The sequence below is a fragment of the Lentzea sp. NPDC059081 genome, from assembly GCF_042738015.1.
In the GTDB taxonomy this organism is placed as follows: domain Bacteria; phylum Actinomycetota; class Actinomycetes; order Mycobacteriales; family Pseudonocardiaceae; genus Lentzea.
This window is the reverse complement of record NZ_JBHYGW010000009.1, coordinates 179,831-201,645: the sequence shown is the minus strand read 5'-3', so window position 1 is coordinate 201,645 and position 21,815 is coordinate 179,831. Positions and strand designations below refer to the sequence as shown.

Here is a 21,815-nt window from a genome sequence, read left to right as displayed (position 1 = left end):
CAGCTGACGATGAACCGATGGGAAGCAAGGAGTCTTGGTGAAGCACTTCACGAAGGTCGCCACCGGAGCCGTCCTGCTCGCGGTGCTCGGTCTCACGAGCGTCGCCGGTGCCACGAGCGCGGTCGCGACGACCGCGTCCACCGCCGGTGCGCAAGCGGAGAGCAGGCAGCTGCTCGGCACCGTCACCGGTGTCACGGACTTCGACGCCACGGCGCCGGCCGATGGCGAGTACGCCGTCGAGTACGAGGTCGGGGGCGTGTCGTACTGGGACACCTACGTCGACGGGCTGGAACTGGGCTACGTCGGTGGTGCGCAGGGTGTGTACCGCACGCGGTCGTTGACGCTGACGGCCGGCTGTCACCTCGTCCGCGTCGCCGGTCCCGAAGGCTGGGGATCGGCCAAGGTGTACCTGGTGAGGCTGTAGATGACCGGGCGCCTGGCGCGCACCGTTCTGGCTGCCGCGGTGGTCGCGGCGACCGTGGTGTCGTCCACGGCCACCGGTGCCGCGGAGATCACTCCGTTGAGCACGAACCCGGACACGGCCTTGACGGCGTTCAACAACGCGTTCCTGCTCAGCAACGGCAACCAGCGCTACTACAAGACGTCGCTCTCGAACGGCGAGAAGGACTACTTCTGGCGTCAAGCGCTGGAGATCCAGGCGGTCGAGGACGTCTACGAGACCACCCGCGGCAGCGCGACGCGGGACCTGGTGGCACGCCTGCTCGACACGTTCCTGCAGCAGAACCAGGGCAGCGGCGGTCTCCGCGACTGGAACTGGAACGAGTACAACGACGACCTGGTGTGGGCGGGGCTGGCGTTCGTCCGCGGTTACAAGATCACCGGCAACACCGGTTACCTCGACCAGGCCAAGTACGCGTTCAACCGCGTGCACGACCGGGGCCGGGACGGCGCGCTCGGCGGCGGCATCTGGTGGAGCGTCGAGAAGAAGGACAAGAACGCGCTGAGCAACAGCCCGGCGGTCATCCTGGGCACCCTGATCTACGAGGTGACCAACGACCGCGGCTACCTGGACAAGGCCCAGGCGGTCTACGACTGGGTGTGGAGCACGCTGCTGGACCGCTCCACGGGTGGCGTCCACGAGACGATCACCGCGGACGGCAGGCTGTCCGGCGACCAGAACGTCTACGCCGCCGGGGCGTTCGTCAGTGCGGCACAGGCCCTTTACCGCAACAACGGGCGTGGGTCGATCCTCGACGACGCGCGGCGCACGACGGACTGGGTGATCCGCGACCGCACGAGCAACGGGATCATGACCAACGGCACGCGTGACGGCACCTGGCAGTCGGAGTTCGCCCGCGGCATCGGCGAGCTCGTGCGCGAGAACAACCTCTGGGACAGCTACTACGACTGGATGAAACGCAACGCCGACGCCGCGTGGAACACCCGGCGCACCGATCTCAACGTCAGCTGGAACCGGTGGGACGCCCAGACTCCGCGCGACGACACCAAAGCCTTGGAGTCCGTCGGCACCGTGGTGATGCAGGCGGTCACCCCTGCCGCGAAACCTGCCGGCAGCAGGAACGTGCTCATCAGCCAGTGGAGCGACAAGTGCGTCGACGTGCCGGGCTTCGCCTACCGCGACGGGCAACGCCTGAACGCCTGGACCTGCACGAACGGCGAGAACCAGAGCTGGCAGTTCGTCGACGGGACCCTGCGGATGCCCGGCGGCCTGTGCATGGACGTGGCAGGCGGCTCCAGTGCGAACGGGACGACCGTCCAGCTCGCCACCTGTTCGGGCAACGGCGCGCAGCAGTTCGTCCTGCGGCCCGGCGGAAGCCTGGTCAACCCGCAGACGGGCAAGTGCGTCGAGATCAAGGCCTGGAGCACCGCCGACGGCGCCGACCTGGTCCTGTGGGAGTGCAACAACGGCACGAACCAGAAGTGGCACCGCGGTTGACAACCGGCTCTCGGGGTGGAGCTGGCTCCACCCCGAGAACGCCCCCGCACTGCACTGACTGGGACAAGATCGATTCCTAGTCTTCGATCATGACTTCGACCCCCGCACCCACCCACCGCTGGCAGGCACTGGTCCAGCGGTATCCGCTGGTCACGTTCTTCACGCTGGCCAACGGCATCAGCTGGATCGCCTGGCTGCCCTACATCCTGTCGCTCGACGGGTTCGGCGTGCTGCACTTCCGCTACCCGGACCTGCTGATGGGCAACCAGCTCACCGCGATCCTGCCCGGCGCCTACCTCGGCCCGCTGACCGCCGCGTTCACCGTCACCGCCGTCACCGAGGGCAGGGAAGGCCTGCGGCGCTGGCGCCGGCGGCTGTTCCAGTTCCGCGCCGGCGCGGGCTGGTACGCGTTCGCCCTGCTGGCCGTCCCGGTGGCCGTGCTGCTCGGCACGCTGGCCGCCACCGACGCCGAGGGCTTCCAGGTGCCGTCGCTGATGGTGCTGGCCGTCTACGTGCCGATGCTGGTGCTCCAGTTCTTCACGACCGGCCTCGCCGAGGAGCCGGGCTGGCGCGACTTCGCCCTCAGCCGCCTGCAGCAGCGCCACCAGCCGATGGTCGCCACGCTCGTCCTCGGCGTCCTGTGGATCATCTGGCACCTGCCGCTGTTCCTCACGCCCTGGGGCGGCCCGGACGTCAACGCCGAGACGATCGTCCGCTTCGCGATCATGGCCCTGGAGATGAGCTTCCTGATCACCCTGGTCTACAACAAGGGACGCCAGAGCCTGCCGCTGGTCATGCTGCTGCACTGCTCCATCAACAACTTCCAGTCCGTCGCCTTCTCCGAGTTCTTCCCCGACGCCGGCAACGAGGCGCTGTGGGGCCCTGCGCTCGGCCTCGGCCTGCTGGCCCTCGTCGTCATCGTGGTCACGAAGGGACGGCTCGGCTACACCGGCGTCGTCGACACGAAGGTCCGTGCGACCGCTTGAGGCTCGTCCGCGCACTCCCGTCCGGTGGCCCGCTGACCACCGGACGCGTGCGTTTCCCGGCGCACTCGACGGACGCTCGGCAGCGGAACCCGCCGAGCGGGCCGGGTCACCGCCGCCCGGCGCCGGCCCGCCTTCAGGTGATCGAGTCGCCGCCCGTCACGCCGAGCACCTCGCCGCTGACGTAGCTGGACTCCTGCGACGCGAGGAAGACGAAGGCGGGCGCCAGCTCCGCCGGTTGCGCGGCGCGGCCCAGGGGAGTCCGCGAGCCGAAGCCGTCGACGTTGCCCGCGGGCAGGGTCGAGTGGGTCAGCGGTGTCCACACCGGACCGGGGGCCACGGAGTTCACCCTGATGCCCTTGCCGATGAGGTCGGTCGAGAGGTTCTTCGTGAAGTTGACGACGGCGGCCTTGGTGGCGGCGTAGTCCATCAGCACGGGCAGCGGCGCGAACGCCTGGATGGACGAGGTGTTGATGATGGCGGAGCCGGGGCGCATGAACGGCACGGCCGCCTTGCAGAGCCAGAACATCGCGTAGACGTTGATGCGGAACACGGCGTCGATCTGGTCGCCTTCGACGCTGAGCAGCCCGCCGTCGCGCATCAGCTGGTGCCCCGCGTTGTTCACCAGGACGTCGATCCGCCCGAACTCCGCGTGGGCGCGTTCGGCGACCTCGCGGCACTTCTCCTCGGTGCGCAGGTCGCCCGGGACGAGCACGGCGCGCCTGCCGGCGGCGCGCACCAGTTCGGCGGTGCGCTCGGCGTCGTCCTGCTCGTCGTCCAGGTAGGACAGCACGACGTCGGCGCCCTCGCGGGCGAAGGCGATCGCGACGGCCCTGCCGATGCCCGAGTCGCCGCCGGTGATCACGGCCGCGGTGTCCGGGAGGCGCCCGCTGCCCCGGTAGGTGAGCTCACCGTGGTCGGGGTCCTGGACGCCGCTGCCGGGGCCCGGGTACTGGTGCCGGGGGTCCTGGCGGGTGTACTGGTCCTCTGGCATCTCCGGTCCCTCTCACAGCGCTGTGACGGGTGCGCGCGGGAAACGGGTCCGCCGCCGGTGTGGCGGCGGACCCGTTCCGCGTGCTCAGACGGGCTCGACCAGCGCGGAGACCCTGGCGACCCTGCCGTTCGAGCCGAACTCGAAGTGCAGGTACCGGCCGTTGACCTGGTACCGGTCGAAGCTCGGGCCGGTGCGCTCCGGGGTGCCCAGGAACGCCCTGACCTCGTCGCGGGCGGTCGTGCTCGAGCTTGTCGCCGACCTTCTCCCGCTTCTTGAGGTTGGCGTACGTGTCGACGTCGAGCGCCTGGACGTCGTTGCGCGCCGGGCGGTTCGAGATGCGCAGCTTCTGACCGATGCGGTTGAAGATGCCGGCGTTGGCGATGGTCTTGTTCGCCTTGGGCTTCTTGGTCTTAGGCATTGAGCACCTGGCTGATGGCCAGATCGATCGCCTGGTCGACCAGGATCGAGGTGATCTCCTTGAAGACGGGGATCTCCAGCAGCGACAGGCCGAACGTCGGCACGGCGGTCGCGATGGCCTGGGCGATCTGGACGGCGAGCATGGCGAGCTGCACGACGACGGCGATCTTGAGCGCGATGACGACGCCGCCGGCGACGTAGAGGCCGGCACCGACCAGCGAGGAGGCGGTGGCGCCGTCCTCGAGGTTCTTCTTCGGCGCCTCGTCGTTGTCCCAGAACGCCTTGAAGCCGTCGATGGCGGCGCCCCGGTTGCCGCTGAGCACCTGCTGGGCGTGACCGTCGGCGGTGGCCGCGGCCGGGCCGAGGCGGTCGGCGAACCCGGTCCAGAGACCGCCGAGGTCGAAGAGCTTGCCCTCGTCGCTCTCCGGCCAGTTGAAGCCCAGGGCGTTGAGCAGCCCGGACAGCTCGGGCGGCAGCATCATGCCGGTGCTCATGCCTGACTTCCCATCAGCTCGGTGAACATGTCCTGGTTGGCCGTCTCGACGGCCGTGTACTCGTCGGCCATGCCCTGCAGGTTGTCGCCGATCTCGCCGAGAGCGGCGGCGTTGTCCTCGAACGACTCGAACGCGACCTCGGAGACCATCTGGTAGATCGTGTCGAGCGCAGAGCCGAGCTCGTCCCCGCCGAACGCGCCGGCGAGCGCCTCCACCTGGCTGCGGAACGAGGCGATGTCGCTCGTGAGGGACTCACCGGTCCCCAGGATCTCTTTCGCGGACCCGCCGATCATCTCGGCGTTCACTTCCATCCCGGACATCGTGCTGGCTCCCTAGTCGATGGTGCGCATGATCGAGGTGAGGTTCGTCGTGTAGGTGCGCAGGTGCTGCATGCTCTGCTGGCGGACCCGCTCGGCCTGGTCGCTGATCTTCTGCAGCGCGGCCACGTCCAGCCCCGGCCTCTCGACCGCGGCGGCCTGCCGTTCCCAGTCCTCGATCGCGGTGTTGACCGCCTCGATCACCGCCCGCGTCAGCTCAGCCGGCGGGAACTGCAGCGCGACGACGGTCAGCGACAACGCGTGCACCTGACCGCTGGAGACGCCGGCGGTGATCTCGTTGGCCTCGTCGCTGCCCTCACCGACGATCATCGGCGGCGGATCTGCGGCCAGCGCCGCCTGCGTGGAGCTCACCACGTCCAGCGCGTCCTGGAACAGGTAGTCGACGTACTGGGGCGCGCTGTCACCGCTGAGCCCGTTCTTGGCCATCGCCGCCTCGAGCAGGCCCTGGACCCGGCGCAACGCCTCACCGCCCTGGCGGGTGAAGTCCGCCAGCTGCTGTCCCAGCGCGGCCAGGTCGGGCCCGGGGTCACCGGCGCCGGGCGTGTCGATCAACGACTGCGCGAGGGCGTCGTTGATGGCGGCTCTCAGCGGCTCCGCGACGGCACCGGGCGGCTGGGTGAGCAGATCCGGGTGCAGGTCCAGCCACACGATCCGGCGATCCCGCGCCACGACGCTCACGCCAGGCGCCGTCGCCATCGCGTCCTCGAGATCGTCCCCCTCCGGCGCGGGCGGTGCGTACCCCGCGCGTGCCTGTGCCAGCCAATGGTGCTGCTCAGCGAGCCGGGCCTCGTAGATCTGGCCCTCGTCCACCCTGCCGCCCTCCGACATGAATTACCTCCCTGCTTCGGAGAGTAGCGATTCAGTTGCGGGGCGATGACGCGAACGGGCGAATTCCGACGCTCGAATGGACCAATTGATACGGAGAGACGGTAGATCTTTAGCCGATTAATTCAATCGGGTGAGTATTGGGGGACGAGAAAAGTCGAGGTCGCTGGTGGGGAAGTGGGCGGCGGAAATCGCGTTCCGGACGGGTCGCCGGCTGAAAGATGTCGATTCCCGATCGAAGAGATGGCTGCGGGTGTGTCGTCGAGCTGTGCCCGCGGACCCGCTATTCGAACAGGTGCCTGTTGTCCCGGCTCCACGCGACCCTGCCCGCCAGCTCGTCGAGGTGCCCCTCGGCGACCCAGTCGACGTGCGGCTGCGTCCGCGCGTCGGCCAGCCTGCGCACCACGTCGATCCCGTCCTGCTGGACCTCGATCACGGCGTCGACCAACCCGGCCGTGGACGTCAGGCCGTAAGCGCTCGCGAACACCTCCACGCGATGTCTGCGGTCGGGTGGAGCGGGATACCGCAACGCCCGCAGGCACTCGGCGTCATCGCGGAACGGCGCGACGTACTCCAACGCGTAGGCGACGTCGTGAAGACGCGACGCGGGACGTGCGTAGTCCCAGTCGATGACACCGACCGGACGCTCTCCCCGCCAGACGACGTTCCACGGTCCGAAGTCGCCGTGGCAGATCACCTCGTGCCCGCTCAGACCCGTGTCGCCGGTGAACCAGCCGAGGTCGTCGGACGGGACGAAGCCGGCCACCGCGTCGTGGTAGTCGCGCAGCAGCCGGGCGAACCGCGTCAGGCCGGCGTCGTCGACCACCCGCGCCCAGCCCTGCGGCCCGGACTCGCCCTCCACGTAGGTGAGGACCTCGCGGCCGTCCTCGTCGAGTCCCAGGAACCGGGGCGCGTTGGCGAAACCCGCGGACTCCAGGTGTCGCAGCAACGCGTGGATCGACGGTGACCACGGGTACGTGGGCCTGCGGACGGTGTCGCCGATCCGTTCCACCCGCCGGTGCGGCCGGTCCTGCAACACCTCGTCGTTCGTCACGCGGGCGCACGCTACCGGCGGTCCCGGCCGGGCCGGTCAACTGCGGATCTACGAGTAGCCGATGTCCAGGTGGGCGAAGCCGCGGGACCGGAACAGCGCCTTGCCCTCGCGCCGGAACGGGTTGCCGCAGTCGACGAACACGACGCTCGCCAGCGCCGGGCAGTCCAGCAACGCCTCGACGTTCACGATCCTCTTCGAGTTCAGCACGGTCAGCTGGACCAGGCGGGGCAGCGCCGGGAACACCGAGCAGTCGAGCTCGGCGCGGATCCCGTTGAGCCGCACCGACTCCAGCGTCGGGATCGCGGCGAGCCGGGCCACCGGGAAGTCGCGTCCGGTGCCGGAGATCTCCAGCACGCGCAGCGGTGCCGCCAGGTGGTCGACGACGTCGGTGTTCTTCAGGTCCACGAGTTCCAGGTGCCGCAACGAAGGCAGGTCCTCGAGCTGACGCAGCACCGCACCGTCCCCGGTCACGGTGGTGCGGAGGAACTCGAGCGGTGGCAGCGGGTCGGCCACCCGGGGGAGCCGCGGTGTGGTGTACGAGCTGACCCACATCAGCGCTCGCAGTCCCGGCAGGGCGGTGTCGGCGGCGAGCGGGGCCGATGGGGCCTGCCCGTCGGGGTTGCCGATCACGAGCGACGTCAGCGCCGGGGACGTCAGGTGCGCCACGAGCGGGGCCGGCAGCGTCAGCGACCGCAGGTTCACCAGGTCCGGCAGGTAGGAGGGCAGGACCGCGGTGCGCAGCTGGGCGTCTGTCGGGCACAGGGCCAGGCTGCGCACGCGGGCCAGGTCCTCGGGCTGCGGCTTGCCCCGCCACGGAATCCGGACGGCGCCGTCCTCGACGTAGTGGTCGCACTCGTCGGCGTTGCCGACGCAGAAGACCCCGTCGACCAGGTCCAGGTACCGCTCGCGGCTCGCGGAGAAGAGGTCGACGTCCGTCATGCCGGCATCATCCAGCCTCGGCCCACCGCGGCCGGCGCGGGGGCGATCACTCCACAGTGGAACGATCGGCTTCGTGGAGGTGTTGTGAAGGTTTCGCCTCACCGTCCTCCGCCGGTGGCATGCTCGGGATCATGAGACATGGGGGCAAGGTTCTTGCCGCAACAGCCGTTCTGGCCGGCCTGGTCGCGAGCGGCCCGGCCGTGCAGGCGTCGGAGGATCCGGGCTGCGCCGCGGGGGTGCGGTTCACCACGAACTCCACCGAGGCGGCTTCGGGGTTGCGCGTGATGGCGGTCGAGGTGGCCAACTGCGGCACGGAAGCGCTGGAGCTCAACGGGTATCCGCAGGTGAGCCTGTTCGACGGGGAGGGGCAGCCGCTGGACGTGGCGATCCTCGATGGCTCCGGCGGGATCACGTCCCTGCCGGGGTTCGACGACCCGCCCCAGCCGATCACCGTGCTGCCGGGGGAGACCGCGAGCAGCGCGTTCGTCTGGCGCAACACCCGCATCTCGCCCTGGGAGCCGCCGCAGCTCGCCAGGCACGTCGAACTGGCCACCGCTCCGGGCGCTGTCCGGCAGCCGTTGGTCGCCCTGCCGCCGCACGACAGCATCCACATCGACCTCGGTGACACGGGACGGATGGGCGTGCGCGCCTGGTACCGCTGACAGTGCGAAACCGAGGGGCCGTCGTGGCCGGAGAGCCACGACGGCCCGCCGGGCTACTCGAAGAACTTGAGGCTGAACCCGGTGTCGGTGGCGGCACCCGGTGAGTTGGCCCGGCGATAGGTGGTGGAGCCCCACCAGACCGCCGTTCCCGTGTACCAGTACCGGTTGCGCCACTCGTACGGAGTGCCCTTCGCGACGGCGTGGTACATCATCGGGAACCGGTTGCCGGCGGGCGGGCTGTTCGCGATGTCGCCGCCGGGCAGGACGAACGTGTGGTGGCCGGGCCCGTTCGCGTACAGGGTCGCGTCCCAGCCGGTCATCATCTGCGCCTGGTTCGACCCGAACAGGCACCCGTTGGACTTGTACCAGTCCCACACGTTGGTGGGGTCTCCGCCCACGCGCAGGCGGAGGTCGGCGAGGCAGTACCTGTCGCTCCAGCTGCCGTTGGCCGAGTAGGCGATGTGGAGCTGGCCGTTGGGGTCCTTGATCGCTTCCGGCGACTCGTTGATGTACGGGTTGCCCACCACCCGCTCCCAGCTCTCGCGCGGCTGGGAGATGACGTACCGCGCGCCGGTCGGGGTGGTCGGGCTGCTCATCCTGGCGATGTAGAGGTTCTGCTCGACGTTGGTGTCACCGGCCCAGCCGGACCAGACGAACCACCGCTGACCGTTGAAGGTGAACAGGGTCCCGTCGATGGCCCACCGGTCGCCGGGCAGGGCGAGCTTGGTCTCGGAGCCGTAGCCGGTGGTGGGCTGCGCGGAGCTGATCACGTACATCCGGTGCGCCGCATCGCGTCCGGCGGTGAAGTACACGTAGAACCGGCCGCCGTCCACGACGATCTCCGGTGCCCACACGTCGCCGAGGTCGCGGGTGTCGGTCCAGATCCGCTGGGTGGGCGCGGTGGCCAGGCCGTCGGGGGTGGAGGCCTGGCGGGCGAGGATGCCGCCCCCGACCGCCTGGACGCCGACGTAGGTGGAGCCGACCTCGACCACGCTCGGGTCGGCGGCTTTCAGACTCGTTTGCCCGGCGTTCGAGGCCGGTGCGCTGCAGATCATCACGACGACGCACAGGGCGGACGTGATGGCACAGCGCAGGAATCGGGACGGTGTCATGGGCGACATCCCTCTGTTGATCACAGCTCAGGCAGGGGTGCGAGCTGTTCGGAAGGATCGCGTGGCGGAGCGCCGGTGAGGAAGTCCGCGCGGTGCTCTTGCTCGATTCAGCGGGCTGAAATTGGTCTATACCGGTGACAGACCGCGGAGTCGGAGCCCTGGGTCCCGGCCCTGGGCAGCCCTGGGACTTTGGGCTCACGACCCCGGTCGCGCGGCGTCCTACGTTTCGGCTGGCAGCGCTGTGTGCTGTGAGCGAAGGAGGAAGCTGTGGCAGATGACAGGAGGCCCCCGGCCGGGAGGCGGGGCAGAGGACCCGTCGGCCGGATCGGGCTCGTCGGTGCCGTGCTGGCGGTCGTCGGGGCGGTGGTGGTGCCGAACGGTGGCGCGCAGGCCGGGTCGGCGACAGGACCGGAGCAGACCAGAACGGCGCTGGCGGCCGGTGCATGGATCCCGGTCGACCAGGCGAAGTGGAACGCGCAGCTGGCGGCGTTCCGCGCGATGACGCCGCGGACGATCCCGCCGAACGCGAACCGCAACGCCGAGTTCAACGCCACGTGCACCTACAGCCACTCGGCGCAGGACGACCCGATCGTGCTCCCCGGGCTGCCGGGGGCGTCGCACATGCACTCGTTCATCGGCAACGACCGCACCAACGCGAACACGACGTTCGACGACCTGATGCGCTTCACCGCGTCGAGCTGCCAGCCGCTGGAGGACCACTCGGCGTACTGGATCCCGACGCTGTACGAGCGCGACCAGCCCGTCCAGCCGGGACAGGTGGTCGTCTACTACGGATCGCTGCTCAGCGACAAGTCGAAGACCGTCCCGATGCCGCAGGGGCTGCGGATGGTCATCGGCGACGCCACGCGGCAGGTGTCGACCCCGGCCGGCGCGGTCAACGCGTTCTACTGCGCCGGTGGCCCGCTGGAGGGGGCGAGCCGCAGCCGGGACGGGAACTGGCCGGTGTGCCAGGGCGGCACCCTGCACTTCACGATGCGGTTCCCCGACTGCTGGGACGGTCAGCACCTGGACAGCCCCGACCACAGGAGCCACGTCGCGTTCGGCCAGGGCGGCCGGTGCACCGACCAGTTCCCGGTGCCCATCCCGGCGGTCACCTTCTCCATCTCCTACCAGACCAGCGGCAGCGCGGACGGGTTCCGGCTGGCCTCGGGGATGGCCTCGTCCATGCACGGCGACGTGTTCGCCGCGTGGGACGAGAACGCGCTGGGGCACCGCGTGAAGGACTGCGTGGTCCAGGTCGTGCAGTGCAACACCGCGGGCGGCTTCTGACCCGCGGCGTCAGCCGACCACGACCTCGTTGACGTCGGGCGCCGACCCGGTGTCGTTGAAGAACCTGATCCAGCTGTCCCCGGCGGGCACGAACGCCTCGAGCGTCGTGGTCGCCGGGATCAGCAGGCTCGCCGCCCCGGTCAGCCGCCGGGTCTGCGCCTCGCCGTCGTTGACGGCGACCTTGAGCGTCCGCGGTTCCTCCGTCTCGTAGACGATCGTCACCGTGCGGGTGCCGGCCGTGGGCACCCCGGTGACGCGGACCGCGAGTGTGTTCGGGCCGCCGATGTAGCCCACCCGGCTGCCACCGCGGCAGGTCGCGCACTCGATCACGCGAGCGCCGCTGCGGAGGTTCGCCGGATCGGACGCGTGCACGGTGATGCTCTGGAACGCGGGCGGTGGGGGCGAAGTCGTCGGTGGCCGATGGGCTTCGGCCGGTTCCCGGGGCGCCGCGGTGACGGCGGGCGGCATCACGACGACGATCGACGACACGACGACGGACGTGATCACGGACGGGGGAGTCGTGGACGGTGCCCCCGACGCGGCCGGTGGAAGTGGTGCGGACGGTGGGAGCGGTACCACCAACGGCGACACGAGCACCGCGGCTGCCGCGACTCCGATGGCGAGCAACGTCCACCCCGCCCGACGCAGCACCACCCGGCGGGCCCTCATCCGGCCTCACGCCGGCTGGTCCAGCGCAGGACGGCCTCGGTGCGGTTGCCCACGTGCAGCTTCGCGAAGGCGTGGTGCAGGTGGTTCTTCACCGTCTTCTCGGTGACCAGCAGCCGGCGCGCGATGGCCGCGTTGGACAGTCCCTGCGCCACCAGCCCGAGCACGTCCTCCTCGCGCGGTGTCAGTCCCAACCGGACACGCAGCCGCCGTTGCTGTTCCTGCTGTTCGTGTTCTGTCCGTTGACGATCGGCCTGCTCGCGCACGGCCGACACGGCGACGGCCGCCGCCTGGGCGGACAGCCACCCCTGCCCACGGGCGACGGCGTGCACCGCCCGCAGCAGCTCCTCGGGGTCGAACTCGCCGTGCACCAGGTAACCCCGCGCGCCACCGCGCAGCATCTCGCCCACGAGGTGGGGGTCCGCGTCACTGGTCAGCACGAGCACCGCTGTCCACCGGCACAGGTCGCCGAGCACCGACAGCCCGTCCGCGATCGGCATCCGGTGGTCCAGCAGGGTCACGGCGGGGCGCAGCCGCCGTGCGAGGGTCAGCGCCTGCCGTCCGTCCCCGGCCTCGGCCACGACCCGCGCGGACCCGGTACCGTCGAGGAAGCCGCGCAACGCCTCCCGCACGATCGGGTTGTCGTCGACGACCAGGACGTCGATCATGAGGCCGTCCTGGCAGGGCGGACGACGGGCACGGACACCTCGACGGTCGTGCCACCACCGGGCTTCGACAGCACCGCCAGCACGCCGCCGGCATTGCGAGCACGCTCCACCATGCCCACTATGCCGAAGTGGTTCCTGTGTGCGAGGACCGAAAAATCGACCGGGACGCGGAAGCCGCCACCGTCGTCGTGCACGCGCAGGCGGAGGCGATCGGTCTGCGTGAGAGTGACCGTGATCTGTTCCGCGGTTCCGTGCCGCACGGCGTTGCTCAGTGCCTCGTCGAGGATGCGGCTCAGCTCGTAACGCACGTCGGCGGGCGGGTCCACCGGTGCCGTGGTGAGGTGCACCGCGACCCCCGACGACTCGGCGCGGTGCTCGCAGATCCGGTGCAGCGTCGCGGCGAAGTCCTGGTCGGGGGAGTCGAGCCGGAGACCGGTCAGCAGCTCGCGCGCTTCCCTGGCGGCCGCCATGGCGCCGCGGGACACCGTGCTCGCCAGCTGCTCGGCGAGCTCGGGTTGCCTGCGCAACGAGGACGGCAGCGCGAGCGCGGCGAAGGAGACACCGCGCAGGGTCTTGCTGACCGAGTCGTGCAGCTCACGGGCCAGCCGGGCCCGCTCGGAGGCCGCCGCGGAACGCTGGGCCGAGGTGACCACGTCCACGGAGAGGTCGACGTAGCGCACGAGCGCTCCGGTGGCGACCGCGGCCGCGATCCCGGCGAGGACGTCCATCGGCGGGAACGCCAGGGCGAAGACGGCGACGTGCGGGCTCGACGTCCAGGCCTGCAACAGGTCACCGGCCACCGAGTAGCCGAGCACGGCGTGCGGCACCCACAGCACCAGCCCGCGCATGCCGAGCAGCACGCCGCCGAGGGCGCAGGCTCCCGCCGCGAAGCAGAAGAAGGGCACACCGCCCCGGCTCGCGACCAGGACCGCCAGCACCGCGGCCGAGTCCGCCACGACCACCCCCGCCGGACACCGCACCACCCCGGGACGGCGGGCCAGCAGGACGAGCCCGGCGGCCGTGGTGACCGCGACGACGACGAGCACGGCGAGCGCCGTCCGGGGATCGGGGAGGACGCGCAGGCCGACCCCCGCGGCGGTGAGGGTGAGCGCGGCTCTGCCGAGCAGCACGGCCCGTCCCAGCGCGGCCGCGGCCACGACCCTGTTCGCGGGGAGAGTCACGCGCCCACCACTCCTCATGACCTCGTCGTCAACCACAGAGGGTGACTGGACTGTAGCGCAGATCGACCGTTCTGTGAGAGCGCTCTCCGAGGTGCCGGCACGACCGGCCACAGTGGACGGAGGTGGGATTCTGCCGCGCCCGGCGAACGAACGGGCCCGGCCACCTGTGCGGTGGCCGGGCCCGTTCGTTCGGTTCGTGGTTACCGCACGCTGGTGCGGTTGCGGCCGGCGATGGCCTCCGCCGTGCCGATGAGCAGCACGGAGGCGATCACGGCGATGATGAAGCCCAGCACGTTGAGCTCGAAGATGTCTCCGGTGCCGAGCAGGTTCGCGATGGTGCCGCCGATGACGGAGCCGACCAGCCCCAGCAGCAGCGTCGCCACGATGCCGAGGTTCTGCTTGCCGGGCTTGATCAGTCGGGCGAGCGCGCCGATGATCAGTCCGGCGACGATGAACCCGATCACGTCAGCCTCCTGATGTCGTGTGTCTTCCTCCGGCTGACTACCCGACCGGTTCACGGTTCAACCATTCCGCTCCCGTATCGCCGGAGCTGGTCCCGCGGCCGCCAGCCGGCGGCGTTCGAGCAGGTACCCGATCAGGACGGCGGCGAGGCTCGGCAGGGTGAACCAGAGCTGCAGCCAGCTGTCCTCCCGGGGCGGGTCGGCGCTCGCGGTTCCCGGGTAGAGCCCGGCGGAGAGCTGGGTGATCCCGTACAGGGCGGCGGTGACCGCCCCGACGGCCAGCGTCGCGTGCGACCGTTCCGGTCTCCACAGGTAGAAGAGCGAGACCAGGCCCAGGGCGACGCCCATGCTCATGGTCTGCGCGTTGTGGAACTTCGCGTGCGGGGGCCACGCCGGGTTGAAGATGTGCGTGGCGTTCCAGTCCGCGACGTACGAGCCGATCAGGGTTCCGAGCGCGGGGATCGAGATGAGCGCCCGGCCCACGGGAAAACTCTCCACACTGGTTCTCGGCATTTCTGCTCTCCGTTGCGAGATGGGCCCAGGGCCTAGTTCTCGGGCGCGGTCGGGTAGACGTCGGCGTCGAAGAAGCGGGCGAAGGGCAGCGTCCCCAACGTCGCGAGGACCTGCTCCTCGTCGGTGGCGATCACCTCGACGAACGTCGTCCTCCTGGCGGGGGAGACGTAGTGCGCGCCGACCTTCCCCGCCGACTGCAGGGCTTCGAGCTGCTGCCGTTCCGCGCCTCGCAGGGCGGCGAACTCGGTGAGGTCCACGTCGTCGCGGAGGGTTCCCACGACGATGAAGGTCGAGGACGGAGTGGCTTCGGAACCAACTGACATGGCACGTCCGATCTGAGTGATGTCATCGAGTGACATCAACGTACCACGCGATGTCACTCGATGACATCAATGTGGGGATCCGCTCGGAGCGGCACTAAGCTCGGGGCATGGGACGATGGGAGCCTGGGGCGAGCGGGCGACTGCGCGAGGCCGCCTTGGCCCTGTACCTCGAACGCGGCTTCGAGCAGACCATGGTGGCCGACATCGCCGAGCGGGCGGGTGTCACCGCCCGCACCTTCTTCCGCCACTTCGCCGACAAGCGCGAGGTGCTGTTCGAAGCCTCGGCCGACCTGGAGAAGAGCGCACTGGCCGCGCTCGCGGACGCACCGGCCCCGGCGTCGGCGATGGACCTCGTCTCCGCCGCGCTCGACGCCGCGGCCGAGGTCGTCGGCACCGACCGCGAGCTCGCCAGGAAGCGGCACGCGGTGATCATGGCCAACACCGACCTCCGCGAGCGCGAGCTGATCAAGCTCGCCCACCTGTCCGCGGCGCTCGCCGACGGGCTGCGGCTGCGGGGGATCGACGACACCGAGGCGAGCCTGGCCGCCGAGACGGGCATCGCGGTCTACCGGGTCGCGTTCGAGCGGTGGGCGGACGACACCGGCGGCCTCGACCTGAGCGAGGCGATCCGCATGTCGCTCGCCACGCTGCGCACGCTGACCGCGTCCGCCTGAGACGCCGGTCGCCGGAATTGGGTGTTCCTCTCCACTGACCGCACGGGGCATCCGGGGTGATACTGGAGCCGAGACGGTGAGAGGGCGGAGATGGAACTGCCGGACCGCGAACAGCGGGAGCTCGAGGAGATAGAGCGGCATCTCGCGGAGGACGACCCGAAGCTGGCCGCGCGGCTCAACCGCGCCGCGCCGCGGGTCCTCCTGCCGCGACGGATCCTGGTCGTGCTCGGGATGGTCGCCCTGCACGTGGTCGGCCTGGTCGCGGTGGTGGCCGGGGTGACGGTGTCCTCGCTGGTGCTCGTGGTGCTCGGCATGCTCGTGATCGCGGGCGTGTTCGCGTGGTTCACGCTCCGGGCCTGGCGCGCACGCCACCGGGAGTGAGCCCCGCGGGCGCGGCCCGCGAGAGTTGAGTCCACTGTGGACTATCGGCGCCGCGTGGATCCCCGTCGTGGAGCCCTTTAGCGGTTCGCCGCGCCTTCGCGCAAGGGGCATCGTCGCCGCGGACCACGATGCGGAACGCTCCTGACCGCAGGCGGACGCGCCAGTACATTCACCGGCGTGCCCAAGATCGCGGCTTCCCGGTGGCTGGTGGTGCGGCTGAGCGCCGTCGGCGTGCTGTTCCTGGTGTGGCAGCTGGTCGCGCTGGCCGGGATCTGGCCGGCCGCCGTGCTGCCGAGCCCCGGTCAGGTCTGGCAGCAGCTGCTGTCCACTTCGGACTTCACGAACGGCCAGGGCGGCTACGCCGGTTCGACGCTGGCCGAACGGCTCGGCGTCAGCCTGCGGCGGGTCGGCTACGGGTGCTTCTACGGCGTGCTGCTGGGCCTGGTGCTCGGTCTGGCGATGGGACTGGTCCCGGTGGTCAGGGCGGTCACCGAACCCGCCGTGGCGTTCCTGCGCGCCCTGCCGCCGCTGGCCTACCTGAGCCTGCTCGTGATCTGGTTCGGCATCGACGAGGAACCCAAGGTCTACCTGCTGATGATCGCCGCGTTCCCGCCGGTGGCGGTGGCCGCCGCGGCCGCGGTGACCGGGGTCAACCGGCAGTACGTCGAAGCGGCGCAGGCGTTGGGGGCGACCGCGTTCGACGTGATCCGCGCGGTCGTCCTCCCCGCGTCCGGGCCGGAGATCCTCACCGGGATCCGGCTCGCCGTCGGCATCGCCTACAGCTCCGTCGTGGCCGCGGAGACCGTGAACGGCGCGGACGGGATCGGCGGCATGGTGCTGAACGCCCAGCGCTTCAACCAGACCGCCGTGGTCGTCCTCGGCCTGTTCGTCATCGGCATCACCGGCCTGGTCATCGACTCGCTGATCGTGGCCGCCCAACGCGCGTTGTCCCCGTGGCGCGGACGCGCCTGAGACCGAGGAGTCCCCGATGCCGATCTCACGCAGGAGCGTGCTCGCCCTGCTCGCCGCCGCACCCGTGCTCGCGTCGTGCGGTGTGGGCGGCTCGTCGCCCTCCGGCGGGAAGAAGGTGCGGGTCGCGTTCCAGAACTTCGCGGACAGCACGCTGCTGGTGAAGGACCGGAAGACGCTGGAGAAGGCGTTGCCGGACCACGAGATCACCTGGACCGCGTTCGACTCCGGTGCGAGCATCAACACCGCGTTCCTGGGCGGCGCGATCGACCTCGCGGTCATCGGCAGCAGCCCGGCCGCCGCCGGTCTGTGCCCGCCGCTGAACATCCCGTACCAGGTGATCGAGCTGCTGAACGTCATCGGCGACAGCGAGGCGCTCGTCGTGCGCAAGGCCAGCGGGATCACGAAGATCTCGGAGCTGGCCGGCCGCAAGGTCGCCGCGCCGTTCAGCTCGACGGCCCACTTCAGCCTGCTCGCCGCGCTGGAGCTGGCCGGTGTCGACGCGGCCTCGGTCACGATCGTCGACCTCGAACCGCAGAACATCCAGGCAGCCTGGCAGCGCGGCGACATCGACGGCGCCTACGTCTGGACGCCGGTGCTGAGCGTTCTGCAACAGGACGGGGTGACCCTCACCGACAGCGCGAAGCTCGCCGCCGCCGGCAAGCCGACCCTCACGTTCACCGTGGCGCGCAAGGAGTTCGTCGAAGCCAACCCGGACGTGGTCGACCAGTGGCTGGCCGCGACGAACGAGGCGATCAAGCTCATCAAGACCGACCCGGCGGCGGTCGCGGCCGCGGTCAGCAGGCAGATCGGCATCGGCGAGGCCGACGCGGTGTCCCAGCTGAAGCAGAACATCTACCTCGACCACGACGAGCAGCGCGGTCCCGACTACTTCGGCTCCGCGCAGACGCCGGGGCAGCTCGCGAACCGCCTGCGCGACACGGCGGAGTTCCTGCGCGCGCAGAAGAAGGTCGACCAGGTACCGGACCTGGCGACCTTCCAGGCGGCGCTGCGGGCACCGGGGGCCGGTCGTGGCTGACGTCGCCGAGCTCCGCGGTGTCGCCCACGCCTACCCGGCGAAGACGGGGCCGGTGCCGGCGCTCGGCCCGCTGGACCTGGTGATCGCACCGGGCGAGTTCCTGGTCGTCGTCGGCCCGTCCGGATCGGGCAAGAGCACGCTGCTGCGCATGCTCGCCGGGTTCGAACGTCCGTCCACGGGGGACGTGACGCTGCTCGGCCACCCGCCGGTGCCCGGCCGCGAGGTCGGGGTGGTGTTCCAGCAACCCCGGCTGTTCCCGTGGAGCACCGTCGGCGGCAACATCGCCACGGCGCTGAAGTGGGCGAAGGTGCCGAAACCCGAGCGACCGGCGCGGGCGGCGGAGCTGCTGTCGCTGGTCGGCCTCGACGGGCTCGGCCCGAGACGCACCTGGGAGATCTCCGGCGGCCAGCAGCAACGCGTCGCCATCGCCCGCGCACTGGCCGCGCGTCCCCGGCTGTTGCTGATGGACGAGCCGTTCGCCGCGCTGGACGCCCTGACCAGGGAACGGTTGCAGGAGGACGTGCGGTCGCTCGCCGCGGACGGCAGGTCGGTCGTGTTCGTGACGCACAGCGTCGACGAGGCGGTCTTCCTCGGCAGCCGCGTCATCGTGCTCACCGACCGGCCAGGCCGGATCGCCCTGAGCCTCGCCGTCGACCTGCCCCGGCACGGGGTGTCGGCCGACGAGCTGCGCGGCTCGCCGCGGTTCGCGGCCCTGCGCGGCGAGGTGGGCGCCGCGGTGCGGGCGACCCTGACCTCCCGGCCGGACGAGCTCGCGGAGAGGTCGTGACGCCCGGCACACGCCGGTGGGACGGTCAGAACCCCTTGCCGGGGTTGAGGATTCCGCGCGGGTCCAGCGCGGACTTGAGCGTGGCGTGGACGTCCAGCACGTCCGCGCCGACCTCGCGGGCCAGCCAGTCCCGCTTGAACAGGCCGACGCCGTGCTCGCCGGTGACCGTGCCGCCGAGGTCGAGTGCGAGGGCGAAGATGTCGTCGCCCGCCTCGCGCACAGCATCCGGCAGCCGCTGAGCGGACCTGTCGTAAGCGATGATCGGGTGCAGGTTGCCGTCGCCGGCGTGGGCGAACGAGTAGATGTCCACCCCACGCGTCCGCGCGATGCGTTCGACGCCCTGGAAGGCCTCGGCCAGCCGGGAGCGGGGGACGCAGATGTCCTCGATCAGGGCGCGGCTGAACCGTTCGATCGACGGCAGCGCCATGCGCCGGGCGAAGAGCAACTGCTCGGAGGTCGCGGCGTCGGAGGCGGTCGAGGTCCAGGTCGCTTCCTTGCCGAGGACGTCGGCGATCGCGGCGATCTCCGCTTCGGCGGCGGCCCCGTCGGCCTGGGCGATCACGAGCGCCTTGCCGCGCGCGGCGTAGTCCGTGCCCTGGGCGCGGTCGATCACGTTCACCGTGGCGCTGTCGAGGAGTTCCAGCACGCTCGGCTCGCGCCGCGTTCGTGCGAGCGCGCTGCACGCGGCTGCCGCGTCGAGAACGCTCTCGTACGCGGCCACGGCGGTGAAGGTCTGCGCGGGCAACGGACGCAGGCGGACGGTCGCGCCCACCACGACCCCGAGGGTTCCTTCCGACCCGACGAACAGGGCGGTCAGGTCGAGGCCCGCCACGCCCTTGACGGTCCGGCGGCCCGTGCTGATCAGCCTGCCGTCCGCGAGCACGACGTCGAGACCCAGCACGGCTTCCCCGGTGACGCCGTACTTCACGCAGCGCATCCCGCCCGCGTTCGTCGCGATGTTGCCGCCGATGGTGGAGATCGCCGCGCTGGCGGGGTCCGGGGCGTAGCGCAGCCCGTGCTCCGCGGCGGCGCGGTCCAGGTCGGCGGTGAGCACACCGGGCTCGACGACCGCGATCTCGTCGACCGGGTCGATCCCGGTGATCCGGTCGAGCCCGCCGAGGTCCAGCACGACGGTGCCGCTCCCGGCCACGGCGCCACCGGCCAGCCCGGTGCCCGCTCCCCGCGGCACGACCGGGACGCGGTGTTCGTGCGCCAGCCGCAACGTCCGCCGCACGTCGTCCACAGTGGACGCACGCACGACCGCGGATGGCAGCCCCCGCGGCGTGGTGCCCGACCGGTCGGTGGCCACTGCGGCGACGTCGCCAGGTGCGGTCGAGACCCCGGCGACGGAGGCGGCGAGCTCGTCGAGGAACGCCATCACACCACGATGTCCGGCAGGTCGCCGCCGAGCTTCAGGCTCTCCAGGAACAGCACGACGGTCGCGGCGACCGACCGGTGCGACACGTCGTTGAGCACGTCGTGGTGCCCGCCGACCACGGTCCGCAGGCGTGCCGAGGAGAACGGCGCGAACGCGGCGGCCGGCGGGGTGACGGCGTCGTGGTCGCCGTGCAGGACCAGCGTCGGCACCGGCGGCTGCTCGACGACCCAGCCCGCGGGGACGGGCTCGGCGAGCGCGCCGCGGGTGAAGTCCTCGTCCTCGGCCAGCACGCGCTGGTGCGTGGGGCAGGCGGACCGCGCGTCCAGCTCGTCCTGCCACTGCGCGACCGGCGCGCTGTCCGGCAGCGCGAGCCCGGCCAGCACGACGCCGTCCGCGAGCGAGCCGAGCCTGGCGGCGACCGTCGCACCGGTGTCGGACCCCGCCAGCACCCTCGGGGCGGGCAGGTCGGCGTCGCCGAGCAGGGCCTCGACCTGCTTGCGGGTGGTCACGAGGTCGCCGGGGTCGGTCTCGACGACGCGCACCCGGTAGGCGTCGGCGGCGAGCCTGCGCCCGAAGCGCTGGTAGGTGCGCGCGGTCTCGCCGCGGCCGGTGAGCAGGATGACGGTGCCGCGCGCCGCGAGACCGGGAGGCTCGTCCCAAGCGCCGATGCTGGTGGTGGTCACCGGACCACCATGGCCGGGCGCCGGGCGGCGGGTCCAAGAGCGTTTCTCGATGACTACCCATGCGGACTCGTGATGAATTTGCAAGCCCCGAGCCGGTAACTTCTCACATGCCGGTCGGGGATCTCGGTTCGCGCCCGAGTCGGCTCTAATCGACCCATGACGAATTCGCTCGACCTCGAACACCTGCGGACGCTGATCGCGATCGCCGAGTGCGGCGGGTTCAGCAAGGCCGCCGCGGTCAGGCACATCAGCCAGCCCGCGCTGAGCCAGCACGTCAGGCAGCTCGAACGCGGCCTCAAGCGCAAGCTGTTCGAGCGCGACGGCCGGAACATGCGCTTCACCCACGAGGGAGAACGCGTGCTGGCCGAGGCCCGCGCGATCATCGAGGTCCACGACGCGTCGCTGCGCAGGCTGGAGGCCGAACGCGACAGGACGATCGTGGTCGGCTCGACCGAGCACAGCGCGGAGCAGATCCTGCCGGAGATGATCAGGGCGTTGCAGGCCGCGTTCCCCGGCTGTGCCACGAGGTTCGAGATCGGCAGGTCCACCCAGCTCACCGACGCGGTGACCAAGGGCACGGTCGACTTCGCGTTCGTGCTCGACCCCAGCGGCCAGGGCGCCGGTCACCTCGTCGGCACGCTACCGCTGGTCTGGTACGCGCCACGGGGCTGGACGCCGGAACCGTCGTGCCGGCTCGTCGCCTTCGAGGAGCCGTGCGGCCTGCGGGAACGCGCGCTGTCGGTGCTCGCCGCGGAAGGCCACCGGGTCGAGGTCGTCGGCCAGTCCACGACGCTGGAGGGCGTGCTCGCGGGCGTGCGGGCGGGCCTGGGCGTCGCCTTGCTGCCCAGCGCCGGCGGCCGCCCGTCCGGCCTGACCGTCCACACCGGACTCCCCGACGCGGGGACCACCCACCTGCGCATGGTCGCCCGGCGCGGCCTGTCCGCCGACGTGGAGCGGACCGCGTTGACGGCGGGCACGGACTTCTTCGCCCAGCGCCCGCACCTGCAGCTCGTGCCGAAGGGGGCGTGAGCCGATAAGGCACGGCTATCGGTTCCGTTCGCGGACT

Annotated in this window: 27 protein-coding genes; 12 read left to right on the top strand and 15 right to left on the bottom strand. The window is 70.9% G+C overall.

Translation table 11 applies throughout. The features are described 5' to 3' along the window. The first annotated feature begins 37 nt into the window (after positions 1-37). The 3 genes from ACFWV3_RS22065 to ACFWV3_RS22055 all read left to right on the top strand — a co-directional run bounded on the left by ACFWV3_RS22065 (position 38) and on the right by ACFWV3_RS22055 (position 2,904). On the top strand, positions 38-424 hold the full coding sequence (locus ACFWV3_RS22065) for a hypothetical protein (RefSeq protein WP_382413290.1): 387 nt from the start codon (positions 38-40) through the stop codon (positions 422-424). After that, positions 425-1,918 (top strand): glycoside hydrolase family 76 protein, encoded by a 1,494-nt coding sequence (locus tag ACFWV3_RS22060; RefSeq protein ID WP_382413289.1) that lies wholly within the window; start codon positions 425-427, stop codon positions 1,916-1,918. Between the two features lie 89 nt (positions 1,919-2,007). Continuing rightward, complete coding sequence (locus ACFWV3_RS22055; RefSeq protein ID WP_382413288.1) at positions 2,008-2,904, top strand: CPBP family intramembrane glutamic endopeptidase; 897 nt, start codon at positions 2,008-2,010, stop codon at positions 2,902-2,904. 133 nt (positions 2,905-3,037) lie between these two features. On the opposite strand, the gene ACFWV3_RS22050 is transcribed toward ACFWV3_RS22055, so the two are convergent. Then, the gene (locus ACFWV3_RS22050; protein WP_382413287.1) at positions 3,038-3,895 is read right to left on the bottom strand and encodes an SDR family oxidoreductase; all 858 of its coding nucleotides are present in this window, start codon (positions 3,893-3,895) and stop codon (positions 3,038-3,040) included. A 160-nt stretch (positions 3,896-4,055) separates the two neighbouring features. On the opposite strand from ACFWV3_RS22050, the gene ACFWV3_RS22045 reads away from it, so the two are divergent. Beyond that, complete coding sequence (locus tag ACFWV3_RS22045) at positions 4,056-4,316, top strand: hypothetical protein (RefSeq protein WP_382413286.1); 261 nt, start codon at positions 4,056-4,058, stop codon at positions 4,314-4,316. On the opposite strand, the gene ACFWV3_RS22040 is transcribed toward ACFWV3_RS22045, so the two are convergent. From ACFWV3_RS22040 to ACFWV3_RS22020, 5 genes are all read right to left on the bottom strand, one after another. Then, on the bottom strand, positions 4,306-4,806 hold the full coding sequence (locus ACFWV3_RS22040; protein WP_382413285.1) for a hypothetical protein: 501 nt from the start codon (positions 4,804-4,806) through the stop codon (positions 4,306-4,308). The two genes, ACFWV3_RS22045 and ACFWV3_RS22040, sit on opposite strands and share 11 nt — an antisense overlap. Then, positions 4,803-5,126: a WXG100 family type VII secretion target gene (locus ACFWV3_RS22035; protein ID WP_382413284.1), complete on the bottom strand. Its 324-nt coding sequence runs from the start codon at positions 5,124-5,126 to the stop codon at positions 4,803-4,805. Before ACFWV3_RS22035 ends, ACFWV3_RS22040 begins: the two co-directional genes overlap by 4 nt. Before the next feature lie 12 nt (positions 5,127-5,138). After that, the gene (locus ACFWV3_RS22030) at positions 5,139-5,972 is read right to left on the bottom strand and encodes a hypothetical protein (protein WP_382413283.1); all 834 of its coding nucleotides are present in this window, start codon (positions 5,970-5,972) and stop codon (positions 5,139-5,141) included. Between the two features lie 280 nt (positions 5,973-6,252). Next, positions 6,253-7,023, bottom strand: coding sequence for an aminoglycoside phosphotransferase family protein (locus ACFWV3_RS22025; RefSeq protein WP_382413282.1), 771 nt, complete (start codon positions 7,021-7,023; stop codon positions 6,253-6,255). A gap of 48 nt (positions 7,024-7,071) precedes the next feature. Continuing rightward, complete coding sequence (locus ACFWV3_RS22020; protein ID WP_382413281.1) at positions 7,072-7,962, bottom strand: hypothetical protein; 891 nt, start codon at positions 7,960-7,962, stop codon at positions 7,072-7,074. Between the two features lie 131 nt (positions 7,963-8,093). Between ACFWV3_RS22020 and ACFWV3_RS22015 the strand changes: the two genes are divergently transcribed. After that, positions 8,094-8,624: a DUF4232 domain-containing protein gene (locus tag ACFWV3_RS22015; RefSeq protein WP_382413280.1), complete on the top strand. Its 531-nt coding sequence runs from the start codon at positions 8,094-8,096 to the stop codon at positions 8,622-8,624. Positions 8,625-8,677: 53 nt separating this feature from the next. Here the strand turns inward: ACFWV3_RS22015 and ACFWV3_RS22010 are convergent, their stop codons facing one another. Beyond that, entirely contained in the window at positions 8,678-9,736 is a 1,059-nt protein-coding gene (locus ACFWV3_RS22010; protein ID WP_382413279.1) for a glycoside hydrolase family 43 protein, read from the bottom strand. A gap of 267 nt (positions 9,737-10,003) precedes the next feature. On the opposite strand from ACFWV3_RS22010, the gene ACFWV3_RS22005 reads away from it, so the two are divergent. Further along, the gene (locus ACFWV3_RS22005) at positions 10,004-11,026 is read left to right on the top strand and encodes a DUF1996 domain-containing protein (RefSeq protein WP_382413278.1); all 1,023 of its coding nucleotides are present in this window, start codon (positions 10,004-10,006) and stop codon (positions 11,024-11,026) included. A 9-nt stretch (positions 11,027-11,035) separates the two neighbouring features. On the opposite strand, the gene ACFWV3_RS22000 is transcribed toward ACFWV3_RS22005, so the two are convergent. The 6 genes from ACFWV3_RS22000 to ACFWV3_RS21975 form a co-directional block, all read right to left on the bottom strand. After that, entirely contained in the window at positions 11,036-11,695 is a 660-nt protein-coding gene (locus ACFWV3_RS22000; protein ID WP_382413277.1) for a hypothetical protein, read from the bottom strand. Further along, positions 11,692-12,360, bottom strand: coding sequence for a response regulator (locus ACFWV3_RS21995; RefSeq protein WP_382413276.1), 669 nt, complete (start codon positions 12,358-12,360; stop codon positions 11,692-11,694). The genes ACFWV3_RS22000 and ACFWV3_RS21995 overlap by 4 nt, the downstream gene beginning before the upstream one ends. Next, entirely contained in the window at positions 12,357-13,541 is a 1,185-nt protein-coding gene (locus ACFWV3_RS21990; protein WP_382413275.1) for a sensor histidine kinase, read from the bottom strand. The genes ACFWV3_RS21995 and ACFWV3_RS21990 overlap by 4 nt, the downstream gene beginning before the upstream one ends. A gap of 200 nt (positions 13,542-13,741) precedes the next feature. Beyond that, a complete protein-coding gene (locus tag ACFWV3_RS21985) occupies positions 13,742-14,005 on the bottom strand; it encodes a hypothetical protein (protein WP_330855763.1) in 264 nt (87 codons plus the stop codon). 57 nt (positions 14,006-14,062) lie between these two features. Then, a complete protein-coding gene (locus ACFWV3_RS21980; RefSeq protein ID WP_382413274.1) occupies positions 14,063-14,515 on the bottom strand; it encodes a DUF6640 family protein in 453 nt (150 codons plus the stop codon). A gap of 32 nt (positions 14,516-14,547) precedes the next feature. Beyond that, positions 14,548-14,793, bottom strand: coding sequence for a hypothetical protein (locus ACFWV3_RS21975; protein ID WP_382413273.1), 246 nt, complete (start codon positions 14,791-14,793; stop codon positions 14,548-14,550). Positions 14,794-14,945: 152 nt separating this feature from the next. On the opposite strand from ACFWV3_RS21975, the gene ACFWV3_RS21970 reads away from it, so the two are divergent. From ACFWV3_RS21970 to ACFWV3_RS21950, 5 genes are all read left to right on the top strand, one after another. After that, positions 14,946-15,512, top strand: a complete 567-nt coding sequence (locus ACFWV3_RS21970) for a TetR family transcriptional regulator (RefSeq protein ID WP_382413272.1) — start codon at positions 14,946-14,948, stop codon at positions 15,510-15,512. Between the two features lie 90 nt (positions 15,513-15,602). Then, positions 15,603-15,893, top strand: coding sequence for a DUF3040 domain-containing protein (locus ACFWV3_RS21965; RefSeq protein ID WP_382413271.1), 291 nt, complete (start codon positions 15,603-15,605; stop codon positions 15,891-15,893). 177 nt (positions 15,894-16,070) lie between these two features. Next, entirely contained in the window at positions 16,071-16,865 is a 795-nt protein-coding gene (locus tag ACFWV3_RS21960; RefSeq protein WP_382413270.1) for an ABC transporter permease, read from the top strand. A 16-nt stretch (positions 16,866-16,881) separates the two neighbouring features. Continuing rightward, entirely contained in the window at positions 16,882-17,901 is a 1,020-nt protein-coding gene (locus ACFWV3_RS21955) for a glycine betaine ABC transporter substrate-binding protein (protein ID WP_382413269.1), read from the top strand. Beyond that, positions 17,894-18,688 carry an ABC transporter ATP-binding protein gene (locus ACFWV3_RS21950; protein WP_382413268.1) on the top strand — a complete coding sequence of 265 codons (795 nt, stop codon included), beginning with the start codon at positions 17,894-17,896 and terminating at the stop codon, positions 18,686-18,688. The genes ACFWV3_RS21955 and ACFWV3_RS21950 overlap by 8 nt, the downstream gene beginning before the upstream one ends. A gap of 25 nt (positions 18,689-18,713) precedes the next feature. On the opposite strand, the gene ACFWV3_RS21945 is transcribed toward ACFWV3_RS21950, so the two are convergent. Further along, complete coding sequence (locus ACFWV3_RS21945; RefSeq protein ID WP_382413267.1) at positions 18,714-20,066, bottom strand: FAD-binding oxidoreductase; 1,353 nt, start codon at positions 20,064-20,066, stop codon at positions 18,714-18,716. Then, entirely contained in the window at positions 20,066-20,749 is a 684-nt protein-coding gene (locus ACFWV3_RS21940) for an alpha/beta hydrolase (RefSeq protein ID WP_382413266.1), read from the bottom strand. The genes ACFWV3_RS21945 and ACFWV3_RS21940 overlap by 1 nt, the downstream gene beginning before the upstream one ends. Before the next feature lie 156 nt (positions 20,750-20,905). On the opposite strand from ACFWV3_RS21940, the gene ACFWV3_RS21935 reads away from it, so the two are divergent. Then, the gene (locus tag ACFWV3_RS21935) at positions 20,906-21,778 is read left to right on the top strand and encodes a LysR family transcriptional regulator (RefSeq protein WP_382413265.1); all 873 of its coding nucleotides are present in this window, start codon (positions 20,906-20,908) and stop codon (positions 21,776-21,778) included. The last annotated feature ends 37 nt before the right edge of the window (positions 21,779-21,815 follow it).